Annotated in this window: 13 protein-coding genes; 8 read left to right on the top strand and 5 right to left on the bottom strand. The window is 59.3% G+C overall.

Translation table 11 applies throughout. The features are described 5' to 3' along the window. The first annotated feature begins 10 nt into the window (after positions 1–10). The 7 genes from pstA (at position 11) to AXW79_RS09575 (ending at position 8,199) form a co-directional block, all read left to right on the top strand. Positions 11–1,660 carry a phosphate ABC transporter permease PstA gene (gene pstA, locus AXW79_RS09545; protein ID WP_005320156.1) on the top strand — a complete coding sequence of 550 codons (1,650 nt, stop codon included), beginning with the start codon at positions 11–13 and terminating at the stop codon, positions 1,658–1,660. 243 nt (positions 1,661–1,903) lie between these two features. Next, on the top strand, positions 1,904–2,722 hold the full coding sequence (gene pstB, locus AXW79_RS09550) for a phosphate ABC transporter ATP-binding protein PstB (protein WP_005320154.1): 819 nt from the start codon (positions 1,904–1,906) through the stop codon (positions 2,720–2,722). A gap of 85 nt (positions 2,723–2,807) precedes the next feature. Then, complete coding sequence (phoU, locus tag AXW79_RS09555) at positions 2,808–3,518, top strand: phosphate signaling complex protein PhoU (protein WP_011898554.1); 711 nt, start codon at positions 2,808–2,810, stop codon at positions 3,516–3,518. 189 nt (positions 3,519–3,707) lie between these two features. Next, complete coding sequence (locus tag AXW79_RS09560; RefSeq protein WP_011898555.1) at positions 3,708–5,027, top strand: hemolysin family protein; 1,320 nt, start codon at positions 3,708–3,710, stop codon at positions 5,025–5,027. 18 nt (positions 5,028–5,045) lie between these two features. Continuing rightward, on the top strand, positions 5,046–5,585 hold the full coding sequence (locus AXW79_RS09565) for a hypothetical protein (RefSeq protein ID WP_005320140.1): 540 nt from the start codon (positions 5,046–5,048) through the stop codon (positions 5,583–5,585). Between the two features lie 301 nt (positions 5,586–5,886). After that, positions 5,887–6,789, top strand: coding sequence for a homocysteine S-methyltransferase family protein (locus tag AXW79_RS09570; protein WP_005320139.1), 903 nt, complete (start codon positions 5,887–5,889; stop codon positions 6,787–6,789). A gap of 9 nt (positions 6,790–6,798) precedes the next feature. After that, a complete protein-coding gene (locus AXW79_RS09575; RefSeq protein WP_011898556.1) occupies positions 6,799–8,199 on the top strand; it encodes a basic amino acid/polyamine antiporter in 1,401 nt (466 codons plus the stop codon). A 71-nt stretch (positions 8,200–8,270) separates the two neighbouring features. On the opposite strand, the gene AXW79_RS09580 is transcribed toward AXW79_RS09575, so the two are convergent. From AXW79_RS09580 to AXW79_RS09595, 4 genes are all read right to left on the bottom strand, one after another. Then, positions 8,271–9,110 (bottom strand): sterol desaturase family protein, encoded by an 840-nt coding sequence (locus tag AXW79_RS09580; protein ID WP_011898557.1) that lies wholly within the window; start codon positions 9,108–9,110, stop codon positions 8,271–8,273. Positions 9,111–9,390: 280 nt separating this feature from the next. After that, entirely contained in the window at positions 9,391–10,140 is a 750-nt protein-coding gene (locus tag AXW79_RS09585) for an amino acid ABC transporter ATP-binding protein (protein WP_005320136.1), read from the bottom strand. Next, on the bottom strand, positions 10,124–11,083 hold the full coding sequence (locus AXW79_RS09590) for an amino acid ABC transporter permease (RefSeq protein ID WP_005320135.1): 960 nt from the start codon (positions 11,081–11,083) through the stop codon (positions 10,124–10,126). The genes AXW79_RS09585 and AXW79_RS09590 overlap by 17 nt, the downstream gene beginning before the upstream one ends. 99 nt (positions 11,084–11,182) lie before the next feature. Further along, positions 11,183–11,965 (bottom strand): transporter substrate-binding domain-containing protein, encoded by a 783-nt coding sequence (locus AXW79_RS09595; protein WP_005320134.1) that lies wholly within the window; start codon positions 11,963–11,965, stop codon positions 11,183–11,185. A 499-nt stretch (positions 11,966–12,464) separates the two neighbouring features. Between AXW79_RS09595 and AXW79_RS09600 the strand changes: the two genes are divergently transcribed. Then, positions 12,465–13,598 carry a GGDEF domain-containing protein gene (locus AXW79_RS09600; RefSeq protein ID WP_005320133.1) on the top strand — a complete coding sequence of 378 codons (1,134 nt, stop codon included), beginning with the start codon at positions 12,465–12,467 and terminating at the stop codon, positions 13,596–13,598. A gap of 10 nt (positions 13,599–13,608) precedes the next feature. Here the strand turns inward: AXW79_RS09600 and uhpC are convergent, their stop codons facing one another. Continuing rightward, positions 13,609–14,943 carry an MFS transporter gene (uhpC, locus tag AXW79_RS09605; protein ID WP_005320132.1) on the bottom strand — a complete coding sequence of 445 codons (1,335 nt, stop codon included), beginning with the start codon at positions 14,941–14,943 and terminating at the stop codon, positions 13,609–13,611. Positions 14,944–14,947 lie beyond the last annotated feature (4 nt).

The following is a 14,947-nucleotide window of genomic DNA, read 5'->3' on the forward strand; positions in this document are numbered from 1 at the left end:
GGAATCGACAATGGGTAAGTGGTTTAAATCAGGGGCCCCCTGGATCTGGATGACAGGCGGTGCAGTGAGCCTGAGTCTGGTAGCGGTACTGGGTCTGTTGCTGCTCATCGGCTGGCGTGGTCTGGTCTATTTCTGGCCTCACCCCATCTATGAGTGGCAGATTGAAGATGCCAGCGGCAACAAGAGCGTGCTGATTGGCGAGATAAACGACCGTGAACTGGTGCCGGTGGAGCGGCTGCGCGCCGCGGGTCTGCCCCTGGAAGGGGAAACTCGTGAGCAACTGACCCGCTATCTGGTCAAGACCGGCAAGCGCGAATTCGTCGACCTCGATTTTCGCTGGGTGCTGGAGACCGACATCAAGTCCCGTACCCAGCCGGCCGAGCTCGCCATGGTGGAGCGTGCCACCAACGGCAACTTCTACGGTTATATCGTCGGGGTGAAAGAGGATGGACAGGCACTGAGCGAGGATCTGCATCCCGCGCTGCAACGGGTACTGGCCCGTGCCAACGATCTGTCCGAACAGGCTGACGATTTGCAAAAAGGGTACATAGGCAGCATCAACTACCAGCTGGAGCGGCTGCGTCTCAAGGAGCGCAAGGCCGAGCTGGATGACAAGCTGACCGATCAGCTTAAAGCCCAGCTGGCTGAAGAACGTCAGGCGCTAAACGATCGCTATCAGGTGCTGGAGAAGGATCTTTTCTCCCTGCGAGCCCAGGCAGACAGAGACTCCATTACGGTCAAGGACATGCGAGGTGAGCTGGTGACCATGCCCATGTCCAAGGTACTGGATGTGGTATGGCCCAATGACATGAGCCTGCCGGCCAAGGTGGGTCACTGGTTCCACCAGATTGGCAAGTTTGTCTCCGATGATCCCCGCGAGGCCAACACAGAGGGCGGCGTCTTCCCGGCCATCTTCGGCACCGTCTTCATGGTGTTCCTGATGGCGATCATTGTCACGCCGCTCGGCGTGGTGGCGGCTGTCTACCTGCACGAATATGCGGGCAAGAACAGCCTGACCAAGATCATCCGCATCGCGGTGATCAACCTGGCGGGCGTGCCCTCCATTGTTTACGGCGTGTTTGGTCTTGGCTTCTTTGTCTATACCCTGGGCGGTTCGCTGGATCAGCTGTTCTACCCGGAGGCGCTGCCAAGCCCGACCTTTGGCTCACCTGGTGTCATCTGGTCTGCGCTGACCCTGGCCATCCTGACCCTGCCGGTGGTGATCGTCTCCACCGAAGAGGGGCTGGCCCGGATCCCGAGCACCATCCGTCAGGGTTCGCTGGCGCTGGGTGCCACCCAGGCCGAGACACTGTGGCGTATCGTGTTGCCCATGGCGAGCCCGGCCATCATGACCGGCCTTATCCTGGCGATCGCACGGGCCGCAGGTGAAGTGGCTCCGCTGATGCTGGTGGGGGTGGTGAAACTGGCGCCGACCCTGCCGATGGATGGCAACTTCCCGTACCTGCACGTGGAGCGCAAGTTCATGCACCTGGGCTTCCACATTTACGACGTGGGATTCCAGAGTCCGAACGTCGAAGCGGCGCGACCGCTGGTGTATGCCACCTCGTTCCTGCTGGTGACGGTGATCGTCGGCCTCAACCTGACGGCCATCGGCATTCGTAACCACTTGCGTGAAAAATTCCGCTCTTTGGAACATTGATGCGGCAGTCCAGACTGGTGTTTAGGCAATGGATGAACAGCATGAACCTGACTGACATCACAGGCATTCGTAACCATTTGCGTGAAAAATTCCGGTCGCTGGAAGATTAATCCGGCTATCCAAGACTGATATTGAGGTAAGTGATGTGCGGCCAAAGAGCGTGCCGCCATCCCTCACCACCCAAGCATGACGGTTGCCGGAACATGAATTTGTCGGCCACCACAGACTGATTTGAGGTAACAGATGATCAACGTAACGACCGCATCCACCCAGCACACGGCGCTGGACTTGCTCAACCTGAGCCCGGAGCAGACAGCGCTGGAGGTGAAGGATCTCAACCTGTACTACGGCAACAAGCAGGCGCTGTTCAACGTCAACATGAAGATCCCGAAGGGGCAGGTGACGGCCTTCATAGGTCCGTCCGGCTGCGGCAAGTCGACCCTGTTGCGCTGTATCAACCGGATGAATGATCTGGTGGAGATCTGCCGCATCGAGGGCGAAATCCAGCTGCACGGCCACAACATTTATGACAAGGGAGTGGATGTCTCCGCCCTGCGTCGTCAGGTCGGCATGGTGTTCCAGCGTCCGAACCCCTTCCCCAAGTCAATCTACGAGAACGTGGTCTATGGTCTGCGGCTGCAGGGCATCAACGACAGACGCACCCTGGACGAGGCGGCCGAGCGTTCACTGCGTGGCGCTGCCCTGTGGGAAGAGGTGAAGGATCGACTGCATGACAATGCATTCGGTCTCTCCGGTGGTCAGCAGCAGCGTCTGGTGATTGCACGGGCCATCGCCATCGAGCCGGAAGTCTTGTTGCTGGATGAACCCACTTCTGCGCTGGACCCCATCTCCACCCTCACCATCGAGGAGCTGATCAACGAGCTCAAAAGCCAGTTTACCGTGGTGATCGTGACCCACAACATGCAGCAGGCGGCTCGGGTGTCGGATCAGACGGCGTTCATGTACATGGGCGAGCTCATCGAGTACTCGAACACCAACACCATCTTCACCACACCGGCCAAGAAAAAGACCGAAGATTACATCACAGGCCGTTACGGATAAGGAGGGGAACAGGATGAACCTCAATAAACAGATTACCGGCCCGTTCAACGGCTAAGGCATAATCGGAGCATCAAGGATTATTTGTATGGACAATATGAACCTCAATAAACACATCTCCGGTCAGTTCAATGCCGAGCTTGAGAATGTGCGCAATCAGGTGTTGGTGATGGGCGGTCTGGTGGAGCAACAGCTTACCGATGCCATTGCCGCCATCCACGATCAGGATCTGGATGCGGCGCGCAAGATAGTGGCCAATGACCACAAGGTCAACGCCATGGAAGTGGCCATCGACGAAGAGTGCACCCGCATCATCGCCAAGCGTCAGCCCACTGCGTCCGACTTGCGTCTGGTGATGGCCATCATCAAGACCATCACGGATCTGGAACGCATCGGCGACGTGGCGGACAAGATAGCCCGCATGCTGACCGACAACGCCAACAAGCCACAGCCGCCGCTGGTGTCGCTCGAGAACATGGGGCGCCGCACCATCAAGATGCTGCACGACGTGCTCGATGCGTTTGCCCGCATGGATCTGGAGGCGGCCATCGCCGTCTACAAGGAAGATGACAAGGTAGATCGGGAGTACGAGTCCATCATCCGCGAGCTGATGACCTACATGATGGAGGATCCGCGCACCATCCCCCAGGTACTCAATGTACTGTGGGCGGCGCGTGCCATCGAGCGGGTCGGCGATCGCTGCCAGCACATCTGCGAGTACATCGTTTACTACGTCAAGGGCAAGGACGTTCGCCACACCAAGGCTGACGAGCTGAGCGATCTGCTTGGCAAGAGCTGATGAAATGAATAAAAAGGCGCGTTTCGCGCCTTTTTTGTTGCACTGCATGTCAGAGCAAGATATCGCCACCCGGATAGCGGTTTTCTGCTAGAATATGCCCCCTGTGTGAGTTCCGGATGGACTCACGGTCTGGTCTCCCAGGCCCAGTTTGCCGTCTTGTGCTAAGGCGGGTGTAGCAATAGGTTAATCATGAGTTTTGCCGATAGTATATTTCTTCTGATGCTGCTGGTTGCCGGCAGTGTGTTCTTCTCCCTTTCCGAGATCTCCCTCGCCGCCTCCCGCAAGATCAAATTGCAGGTGATGGCCGATGAGGGGAACCGCCATGCCGCCAAGGTGCTGGCACTGCAGGCCCAGCCGGGTAATTTCTTTACCGTGGTGCAAATTGGCCTCAACACAGTCGCCATCCTGGGCGGTATCCTGGGCGAGTCTGCCCTGAATCCGGCCATCAAGGGGTTCATCTCCGGCTTCTATCAGGGCCCCTGGCTGGGCCAGATAAGTTCTGCCGCCTCCTTCGTGTTCGTCACCGGCATGTTTATCCTGATCGCCGACCTGATGCCCAAGCGCCTGGCCATGACCATGCCGGAGCGGATCGCCGTTGTGGTGGTTCGCCCCATGCTGCTGTGCGTGACCCTGCTGATGCCGCTGGTGTGGTTCTTCAATGGCATGGCGAATGCGTTGTTCCGTCTGCTGCGGGTCTCCATGATACGCAACGACGAGATCACCTCCGACGATATCTATGCGGTGATGGATGCCGGCGCCGAGGCGGGCGTTATTCAGCGCGAAGAGCATCAGCTCATCGAAAACGTGTTCGAGTTGCAGTCCCTCGGCGTGACCTCCGCCATGACGGCGCGGGAGAGCCTGATTTACTTCACCCTGCAAGAGGGTGAAGAGAGCATCAAGGCCAAGATCGCCGAGCACCCCCACAACAAGTTCCTGGTTTGTGACCACAACCTCGACAGCATCAAGGGCTTCGTCGATGCCAAAGAGTTGCTGATCCGCGTCATCAGCGGCCAGAGCATAGATCTCAACAGCGGCTCCCTGGTGCAGAACGTCATCATCATTCCCGATACCCTCAACCTCTACGAGGCGATGGAATACTTCAAGAACCACAGGGGTGACTTCGCCGTTGTGATGAACGAGTACGCCCTGGTCGTGGGGATAGTCACCATGAACGACCTGATGAGTACCGTCATGGGTGAGTGGGCCACCCACGTAGTGGAAGAGCAGATTGTGCAGCGGGATGAAAATTCCTGGCTGGTGGATGGTGTCACCCCCATCTCTGACGTGATGCGGGCCTTCGACATAGAGGCGTTTCCGGATAGCCAGAACTACGAGACCATCGCCGGTTTCATCATGTTCATGCTGCGCAAGATCCCCAAGCGTACCGACTCGGTCAAATACGCGGGCTACAAATTTGAAGTCGTGGATATCGACAGCTACAAGATCGACCAGCTGCTGGTCACTCGGGTTGAACCCATAGTGACCGACAAGTCCGCTCAGGAATCGTAAAGGAGCTACCAAGGAGTCATGAAGATGCAGTCTCATTCCCGTGCGCTGGCCTGTGTGGCGCTTGCCCTGGCGCTGGGCGCTTGCAGTCAGAGCGCCCCCCGCAAGGCGGTTGTCGTTGCCAAACCGGTTGCCGCCAAGGCAGAAGTGGTGCCGCAATCCGATCCCGATGCCGTGGTACAAAGCGCCGTAGTGGAGCCAAGTCCGGTCTTTGATGAGGAGTATCACGGCCCGGATCAGGGATCCCTGGAGTCGGTAACCGCCCTGTTTGCCCGTGGTTACATCGAATCTGCCATGCGTGAAACCATGCTGGCGGCGGTGCACAGCGACTATCCGCTGCTCGGCATGCGGGATGTGCGGTTGACCGACCCTGTCTCCAAGTTTCTCACCTCGACCCAGGCGGCCACCACTGCCCACGACTATCTCTATGCCGGTGTGCAGCGTCGTCTCGGTCGCCCTCTGAGCCCGGCCCAGTGGGCGCAGATCTGGCAGGGATTGCCCCAGCAGGGGCGGGTCTCTGACTGGACCAAGCAGATCAAGCGAGTGCTGGCAGGGCGTTAAACCGCCAGCTAACCAGACAGCAGTGAGGCCACCCTTGGGTGGCCTCACTCATTTCTACCTTTCCTCATCTTTGCGTTCTGATTTCTGTTGATACCGATTGCCGCCTGCACTGCTTTGCTTTATCTTGTTTTAGCCATCTAAACATCTATATGTTTTTATGGCTGGTGTCGATAGGGATACCTCACCACGATGAGGCCCGGCGACGCACAGCCGCAGAGCAACGCTAAAGAGTGCATGGCAGCGCAAAAAAGCTGCAAATCGACAAAACAGACAAACACAGAACAACAAAGAGACACGACAGATGGAAACACAGGCATTGTGGGTACTGGATGGTGGCATGGGACGCGAGCTGGCACGGCGAGGGGCGCCCTTTCGCCAACCTGAATGGTCGGCGCTGGCGCTGATGGAGGCACCACAGACGGTGCGCGAAGTACATCAGGCCTATGTGGCGAGCGGTGCCCGTGTCATCACCACCAACAGTTATGCCCTGGTGCCGTTTCATATCGGTGCCGAGCGATTTGCCGCCGAAGGGGAAGCGCTGGCCGCGCTGGCTGGCCAGCTGGCCCGTGAGGTTGCCAATGAGCAACCGGGCTCGGTGCAGGTCGCAGGATCCCTGCCGCCACTGTTTGGCTCCTACCGCGCCGACCTGTTCGAGGCGGACAGAGTGGGCGAGCTGGCCACACCGCTCATTCGGGCGCTGACGCCCCATGTGGATATCTGGCTGGCCGAAACCATGAGCCTGATTGCCGAGCCGCTGGCCCTCAAGGCGCTGTTGCCACAGGATGGCAAGCCGTTCTGGGTCTCCTTCACCCTGGAAGATGAAGCGCCAGGCAGCGAGCCTGCGCTTCGTTCCGGTGAGCGGGTGGCGGATGCCGTCACTGCACTGGCATCGGCCGGGGTGGACGCCATCCTGTTCAACTGCTGTCAGCCCGAGGTGATCGAGGCCGCGCTGACGGTGGCCGGTGACAGCTTGCAGGCGCTGGGTCGAGGGGATATTCGCCTCGGCGCCTACGCTAATGCCTTTCCGCCCCAGCCAAAAGAGGCGACCGCCAACGACGGGCTGGACGAGATCCGCGCCGATCTTGGGCCTCTGGATTACCTCGGCTGGGCCGAGCGCTGGCGTGCCGTGGGGGCCTCTCTCATCGGCGGTTGCTGCGGCATAGGCCCCGAGCATATTCAGGCACTGGCCAGCAGGCTGCGCTAAGGAGATCATATGAAAGAGAGCAAAATAGGCCTCTGGTCCCTCACTGCGCTGGTGTTCAGCTCCATGGTGGGGGCGGGCATCTTCAGCCTGCCCCAGAACATGGCCGAGGTGGCCGGTGCCCGCGCCGTGCTGATCGGCTGGGGTGTGACCGGGGTGGGCATACTGGCACTCGCCGCGAGTTTTCTCTACCTGTCGCGGCTAAGACCGGATCTCGATGGCGGCATCTACAGCTATGCCCGCGCAGGCTTTGGCGATCTGGTGGGTTTCTTCTCCGCCTGGGGCTACTGGCTGTGCGCCACCATAGGTGTGGTGGGTTACCTGGTGATCGCGTTCGCCGCCCTTGGCAGCTTCGTCGATACCCCTGAACACATCTGGTTTGGCGATGGCAATACCCTGGCGGCCTTTATCGGCGAGTCCTGCATCCTCTGGGCAGTGCATCTGCTGGTGGCCCGTGGCGTGCAGCAGGCGGCCCTGTTCAATCTGGTGGCGACCCTGGCCAAGAGCCTGCCGCTGCTGTTGTTCATCCTGTTCGCCTGCTACTGGTTCGACCCTGTGACCTTCGGGGCGGATCAGGGGGGCAGCACGCTTGCTGTGCCGGTCTCCGAGCAGGTGCGCAACACCATGTTGATCACCCTCTGGGTCTTTACCGGCATCGAAGGGGCCGCCGTCTTGTCGGCCCGCGCCAGGAACAAGCGGGACGTGGGCACGGCCACAGTGCTCGGCGTGGTGCTGGCGCTGCTGCTCTATGTGCTCATCTCTGTGCTGGTGCTGGGGATATTGAGTCGCCCCGAGCTCGCGGCCCTGCCCAATCCCTCCATGGCGGGGCTGATGGCCCAGATGACAGGCTCCTGGGGCAAGGTGCTGATCAGTGTCGGCCTCATCGTCTCTGTGCTCGCTTCTTACGTGAGCTGGACCCTGTTCTCGGCCGAGGTGCCCTTCAGCGCTGCCCGCCACGGCGCCTTCCCGGCCATCTTCCGGCGCCAGAATCGCAACGGCACCCCCATAGCGTCGCTGTGGCTCACCAGCCTGACGGTGCAGGGCTGCCTGCTGCTGGTGTGGCTGCTCGGTAAGGGGTATACCAACCTGCTGCTCATCTCCACCTCCATGATACTGGTGCCCTATCTGCTGATCGGCCTCTTCTTGCTCAAGCTTTCTTTGAGTGGTGAGGGCAATGGCCTGATGCGGACTGTGGCGCTGGTGTCGAGCGGTTACGGCCTCTGGCTGCTCTATGCCGCCGGTGTGGAATACCTGCTGCTCTCCTTGCTGCTCTACGGGCCGGGCCTGCTGCTGTTTCTCTACAGTCGCCGACAGCTTGGTGACCATCAGCGGCTCAGTGGTCGCGAGCGGCTGCTGGCCGGGATAACTCTGGTGAGCCTCATTCCCGCACTCTGGTCATTTGCCTCTCCATGAAGGGGATAAGTGATCCTTGTAAAATGATAAAGCGCCCTGATGGCGCTCTCTTTTTTGCTTTGTTCCCGGGCTCAGGCGCTGCCGGGGCCGGCCGGTTTGCCAAACAGCACCTTGAGCTTCTCTGACCATGGCAGGCCACGGGCCTCGCGCAGCATGTCGCGCCACTCGTGGAAGGTGAGGGTGAGCGGATTGAAGCTGCGAACCGGTTTGGTGATGCCAAAGCGGCATGGCTCGGCGGGATCCTCTTCCACAAAGGTGCCAAACAGCCGATCCCAGATGATGAGCACGCCGGCGAAGTTGCGGTCTATGTATTTGGCGTTGCTGGCGTGGTGCACCCTGTGGTGGGAGGGGGTATTGAAGATCCACTCAAGCCAGCCGAGCTTGCCCACCACCTGGGTGTGAACGAAGAACTGAAAACCCAGGCTGAGCAGCACGGTCGCCACCACGGCCTGGGGCGGGAAGCCGATGAGGATCATGGGGACCCAGAACAGCCACATGCCCGAGACGGGGTACATCAGGCTCTGACGAAAGGCGGTGGAGAGGTTGAGCCGCTCCGAGCTGTGATGCACCACTTGGGAGGCCCACAGCCAGCGCACATGGTGGCTGGCAAAGTGGAACAGCCAGTAACAGCAATCTTGCAGCAGGAACAGCAGCAAGATGCTCCAGAGATTGAGTTCTATGTCGAACAGCCGCCAGCCCCACAGGGCGTCATACAGGTAAGCGATGGCGATGGCCGTCAGTGCGTCACCCCCCTGATGCATCAGGGCCAGGGTGGCGTTGGCGAAGAGATCCTTCCACTGGTAGGTGGCGGTGGGAAAGGCCGCCCCGTGCTTGCGCAGGTAAAGCATCTCCCAGCCGACAAATGCCAAAAAGACGGGGGAGAGATAAAGCAGCAGCAGTTGCACATCCATGTCGAGCGTCCGGTTTGACCAGTTGTGTTCCAGCATACCGAATGGATTTAAAATTTCATTAACATATTGCACCGCCATCTGGTGACGGACTTATGGAAAGCATTAGGGTAAGCATTTGTTTTCATGTGACAAATAAGATGGCTACGAGATTTGGCAGGGACGAAGTACCTGGCCCTGTGTTGCTGCAGGATCCAGCCCTATTAAGATGGCAGGCCAAGTCCGTGCTGGAAAAACAGAGGGAGCCATGGGCTCCCTCTTCTACTTTCTACGGCTGTCAGCGTCAGAGCACCTGACTCAGGAACTGGCGCAGGCGCGGGGAGGGGGGATTGTCAAAGAAGTCGGTGGGCTTTTCATCCACCAGCAGCTCGCCGTTTTCCATAAACAGTACCCTGTCCGCCACCTCGCGGGCGAAGCCCATCTCGTGGGTCACCACCACCATTGTCATGCCCTCGCGAGCCAGCCCCTTCATGACGTCCAGTACCTCGCCCACCATCTCGGGGTCCAAGGCGCTGGTGGGCTCGTCAAACAGCATGATGCGCGGCTGCATGGCAAGCGCCCGGGCGATGGCTACCCGCTGTTGCTGGCCGCCGGATAGCTGGGACGGATAGCTCTCGGCCTTGTTCGACAATCCCACTTTCAGCAGCAGGGCCTTGGCCCTGTCCCGCGCGTCATTGCGCGACAACCCGCGCACCTTCTGTGGCGCCAGGCAGATATTGTCCAGTACGTTCAGGTGGGGGAAGAGGTTGAAGGACTGGAACACCATGCCCACCTCTTCCCGCAGCTTGTTGACGTCACCGGGCTCGGTCAGGCAGATGCCATCGACCACTATGTTGCCGTCGTTGATGGTTTCCAGCTGGTTGAGGGTTCTCAGAAACGTGGATTTCCCCGAGCCGCTCGGCCCGACGATCACCACCACTTCTCCTTCGGCGACTTCCGTGCTGACGTTCTTCAGGGCGTGCACACCCCCGGCGTAGATCTTCTCCACTCCGCTGGCTTTTATGATGGGATCAGGCTTAGTTGCTGCGTGCATATTTCACCTCCAGACGACGCACCAGAAAAGAGAGGGTGCCGGTCAAGACCAGATAGAGCAGGGCCACGGTGAACCACACCTCGAACGGGCTGAAGGTGGAGCTGACCACCTCACGCCCCGCCTTGGTGAGATCCGTGATGGAGATGACAGACACCAGGGAGGAGTCCTTGATGAGGTTGATGAACTGGCCTGCCAGCGGTGGCAGCACCCGCTTGAAGGCTTGCGGCAGAATGACGTAGCGCATGGTCTGGGCCGAGGTGAGCCCCAGGCTGCGACCGGCCTCCATCTGCCCCTTGTGAATGGAGCTGATGCCGGCGCGCACGATTTCGGCCACATAGGCGCCGGTAAAGACGGCCAGTGCCGCCACCCCGGCGGTGAAACGGTCCAGGTTCAGCACAGTGCCGATAAAGAAATAGACGATGAAGATCTGCACCAGCAGTGGCGTGCCGCGAATGAGCTCCACATAGGTGACCGCCAGATTGCGCAGGGCCGGGTTGGGTGATAGGCGGGCCAGCCCTGCCAGGGTGCCGAGCAGGATGGCAAACACCCCTGCCACCAGGGAGAGCTTGACAGTGACCCAGACACCCCAGGCGATGGGGCCCGCGGTCCAGGTGAGTTCGGTATCCAGGGTATCGCCCCGGAAAATGGTGTCCCCTTCGGTGACCTTCACCCCTGTGCTGGCAATGGCCTGTCGCTGATTGGGGTCGAGATCATTTTGCAGGAACAGTTTGCCCTGCTCGGCGCTGGTGGTGCCGGCGATCACTGTGCCGTCAAATTCGGCCAGGTTGTTCTGCTCCGCCTGGTAGGCGATGTATTGGGGAATTCGCTCCCAGCGCCAGGTGTAATCCACGGACTGAACCGCTTTATAGATGCCGAATACGGCAGCCAGCAGCATCAGCAGGAAGACTCCGTGCCAGAGCAACTGGTTGGGTTGTTTTTCCATCTGTCTTGTTGGGTTGTGCACTGTCGCAACCTCTTTGTAGTTATTGTGTGGGGATCTGCGTGAAGGGGCGGCAGGCCGCCCCTTGCGAGGTTACTTGAGCTAATTCAGCCAGGCGTTGGATTCGAACCACTTCTTGTAGAGGCGGTCGTAGCTGCCATCGCCCTTGATCTGGCGCAGGTAATTGTTGAACCAGTTGAGGGTGTCCTGATCGCCCTTGCGGATGGCCCAGGCCAGGGGTTCGAAGGTGAACGGCTTGTCCAGGTGCACAACGGCACCGGTATTCTGGGAAGCGAAGATGGCGTTGTAGGGCAGGTCATAGACGAAGGCATCGACCTTGCCGTTGATCACTTCCAGCTTGGCGTCATCCTGGGTTTCAAACTGCAGCAGGGTCGCTTTGGGGATCAGACGTTTGACCGCCTGCTCGCCTGTGGTGCCGAGCTTGACCGCGATTTTGTACTTGGGATCGTTCAAATCGCTGAAGGATTTGATCTCGCCGGCCTTGTCCTTGCGCAGCACTATGGTCTGGCCCACGACTATGTAGGGATCGGCAAAGTTGACCCTCAGGTTGCGCTGGGGGGTGACTGTCATGCCGCCCATGATGACGTCGAACTTGTCGGTCAGCAGCGCAGGTATGATGCCATCCCAGGCGGTGTTGACGAACTCCACCTTGACGCCCATCTCCTTGGCGACCATCTTGGCGAGATCCACGTCAAAGCCGATGTACTGGCCCTGCTTGTTGGTCATTTCAAAGGGTTGATAGCCGGCGTCGAAACCGACTCTCAGCACGCCGCGATCGAGCACGGCATCCAGGGTGGAGGCAGGGGCGGCGGCGTTGGCGAGCCCGCACAGCAGCAAGGTAGAGAGAATGAGTTTTTTGATCATAAGTGACGTCTCTGTCGGTGGTGTGTTCGGCCTTGAACCTGATCCCGTGCGACTCCGTGGCACAAGAGACTGCTGCATCCGGCAACAGGCAAGACAGGATTATTGTCTTGGTTGAGGCAAAAGCCCCATATGAGATTCCATTTTCTGTGTGCTGAGTGAAAAATGTACCAAATTCCGATTGTGCCAGATGACTCAACAGGTTAGTGACGCTTTTCCCCCGTGACTGCACTCATAAAATCACACGAAAACAACATATCTATCTAATGGAGCGGGTTCAAGTCCAAAATGCCAGCGGGACACTTTGTTACATCCGGCCTCGTCATCGGCAGTGCCAAACGTTACTCACTTTCTCAACTGCGACACGGTTGGGATTCTAATGGAGCATATTTAGCGGATTTTTATGCAATACGTGAACTTTTATTGAGGATTTAGTCAGACACCACTGGGTCTTGTTTTGCGCTTCAAATATACTCAGTTACCTTCGTTTAGTGGCACGGGTATGGACGCCTCAATACTGCTCAAGCTGGATGTATTCACCCTCATGGTCATGGCCCTGGGTGGCTACAGCCTCGGTTTTATCACCCTTTCCATCATATGGTTGACCCACAGGGAGATCCCCGGACTCGGATTCTGGTGGTGGTCGAGCCTGTGCGCCCTGGCGGCCCAGAGTCTCTTCTCCCTGCAGGCCTTCATGCCCAATCTGGCGGGGATCTGGCTGGCCAATCTGCTGATCACCGTCTGTATCGCCCTGATGCCGCTGGCACTGCAACGCTTCTTCGGCAAGCCTCTCAGCTGGGGGGCAAGCGCGCTGTTCATGCTGGTCTATGTGCTGATCCTGAGCTGGAGCATCTTGTTCAACGACCATATGGCGCCCCGGGTATTGCTGGCCTGTCTGAGCTACATGGTTTTGGGGGCCGTGATCGTCTTTCTCATCTGGCGACACGGCTATCCCGCCTACCTGCCGGCTGTGCTGGTGTTCACCGTGGTCAATATCCTGCTTTATGGCTTCAACCTGATGCGGATGGGCTTCCTGCTGGAAGGGGATGCCAGGGTGCTGATGGATCAGAGCGGGGTCAACGTGCTGCCCTTTCTCTCCATGTTGATGGGCAGTTACCTCTCCACCTTCGGGGTGCTGCTGGTCTGCACCCAGTACCGGGCCCTGGCCCTGCGTCAGCAGGCCAGCCATGACTCCCTGACAGGTCTGTTGAACCGGCGCGGTTTCATGGAGCAGATGGGAGATCGGCGGATTGGCGAGTTCGGCGCGCTGGCCGTACTGGATCTGGATGACTTCAAGCAGGTCAATGATCGCCATGGCCACGAGATAGGGGACAGGGTGCTGGAGGCGGTAGGCGCCTATCTCGGCGCTCAGCCTGAGCTGGTGGCCAGCCGTTTTGGCGGGGAAGAGTTTGTCTTGCTGCTACCCAGAGAGGATGAACAAGCCCAGCAGGCACGCTGCGAACGGATATTGCAGGATCTGGCGGCGCTGGATCTGAGCGGGATCCACATCACGGTCAGCATGGGGCTGGCGCGCTGCCAGCACGACTGGCATTTCGATACCCTGTTCAGCCAGGCCGATGGCGCCCTTTATCAGGCCAAGCGAGAGGGCAAGAACCGCATCTGCCGACTGGCCTGAAGGGGCTGGCTCATACTGCTTCTGCGGCGAGAGGGCGTGGTGCCTGGGCCTTGAGGAAGGGGAGCAGCAACAGGGCCGAGACCCCTGCCGCGACCGAGATCACCACGAAGAAGCCGTTCCAGTGCCAGATCTCCATCACCTTGGCCAGCGGATAACCCGACAGCGCCGCCCCCATGTAGGCAAACAGGCCGACGAAGCCGGTGGCGGCCCCCGCCGAGTTTTTATGGGAGCACTCGGCTGCCGCCATGCCGATCAGCATCTGGGGGCCGAACACGAAGAAACCTATGGTGAAGAAACAGGCTGCCTGCATCACATAGCTGAAGAAGGGCATCAGCCACAGCGACCCCACCGCCAGCAGTATCCCCACCGCGAAGATGAGGTTCATCGGCCCGCGATTGCCGTTGAACAGCTTGTCCGATTCCCAGCCCGCCACCAGGGCACCGATAAAGCCCCCCACCTCGAACATCGAGATAGCCGAGTTGGCGCTCATCAGATTGAAGCCGCGTTGCTCCGTCATGTAGAGATTGCCCCAGTCATTGATGGCGGTGCGCACCACATAGACCAGCACGTAGCAGCAGGCAAGCAGCCAGATGTAGGGATTGCCAAGCACGTATTTGCGCAAGATCTGGCGATGGGAGAGGCCGGCATCCTGAGTCTGCTGGGCCAGCTCCATGGCATCCTGGCGCCACTCCCCGACCGTTGGCAGCCCCATGGCGCTCGGGGTATCTCGCAGTCGCCAGCACAAGAACAGCCCGGCCAGAATGGCGATGACGCCGGGCACTATCATGCCGTAGCGCCAGCCGTGCTGCAGAGCTATGGTGCTGACGATGAGGGGAATGAGCGCCCCGCCCACGTTGTGGGCCGTGTTCCAGGCCGACCACCAGACGCCCCGCTCGCTGCGGGAATACCAGCTGGTGAGCAGCTTGGAGCAGGGGGGCCAGCCCCAACCCTGAAAGAAGGCGTTGGCAACCCAGAGCGTCGCGAACAGCCAGAGGGATGATGACAGGCCGAACAGTATATTGATGACACCGGTGGCCATCAGCCCCAGCCCCATGAAGTAGCGGGGGTTGGCCCGGTCGCTGATGATGCCGGAGAAGAACTTGGAGCAGCCGTAGGTGATGTAGAACAAGGTCCACAGCATGCCGATGTCGGACTTGTCCAGCATGCCGTCCGCCAGCATGTCCGGCATGGCGAAGTTGAAGCTCTTGCGGGTGAAATAGAAGACAGCGTAGCCCAGGTACATGGTCAGCAGAATATGCAATCGCCAGTGACGGTAGCTGGCATCGATCTCGGCCTGATCACGGATGAGCGGCAGTGGCGGTGCGCTCCTCATAAAGCTCAACATAAGA

This window comes from Aeromonas salmonicida subsp. salmonicida, from assembly GCF_001643305.1.
Lineage (GTDB): Bacteria > Pseudomonadota > Gammaproteobacteria > Enterobacterales > Aeromonadaceae > Aeromonas > Aeromonas salmonicida.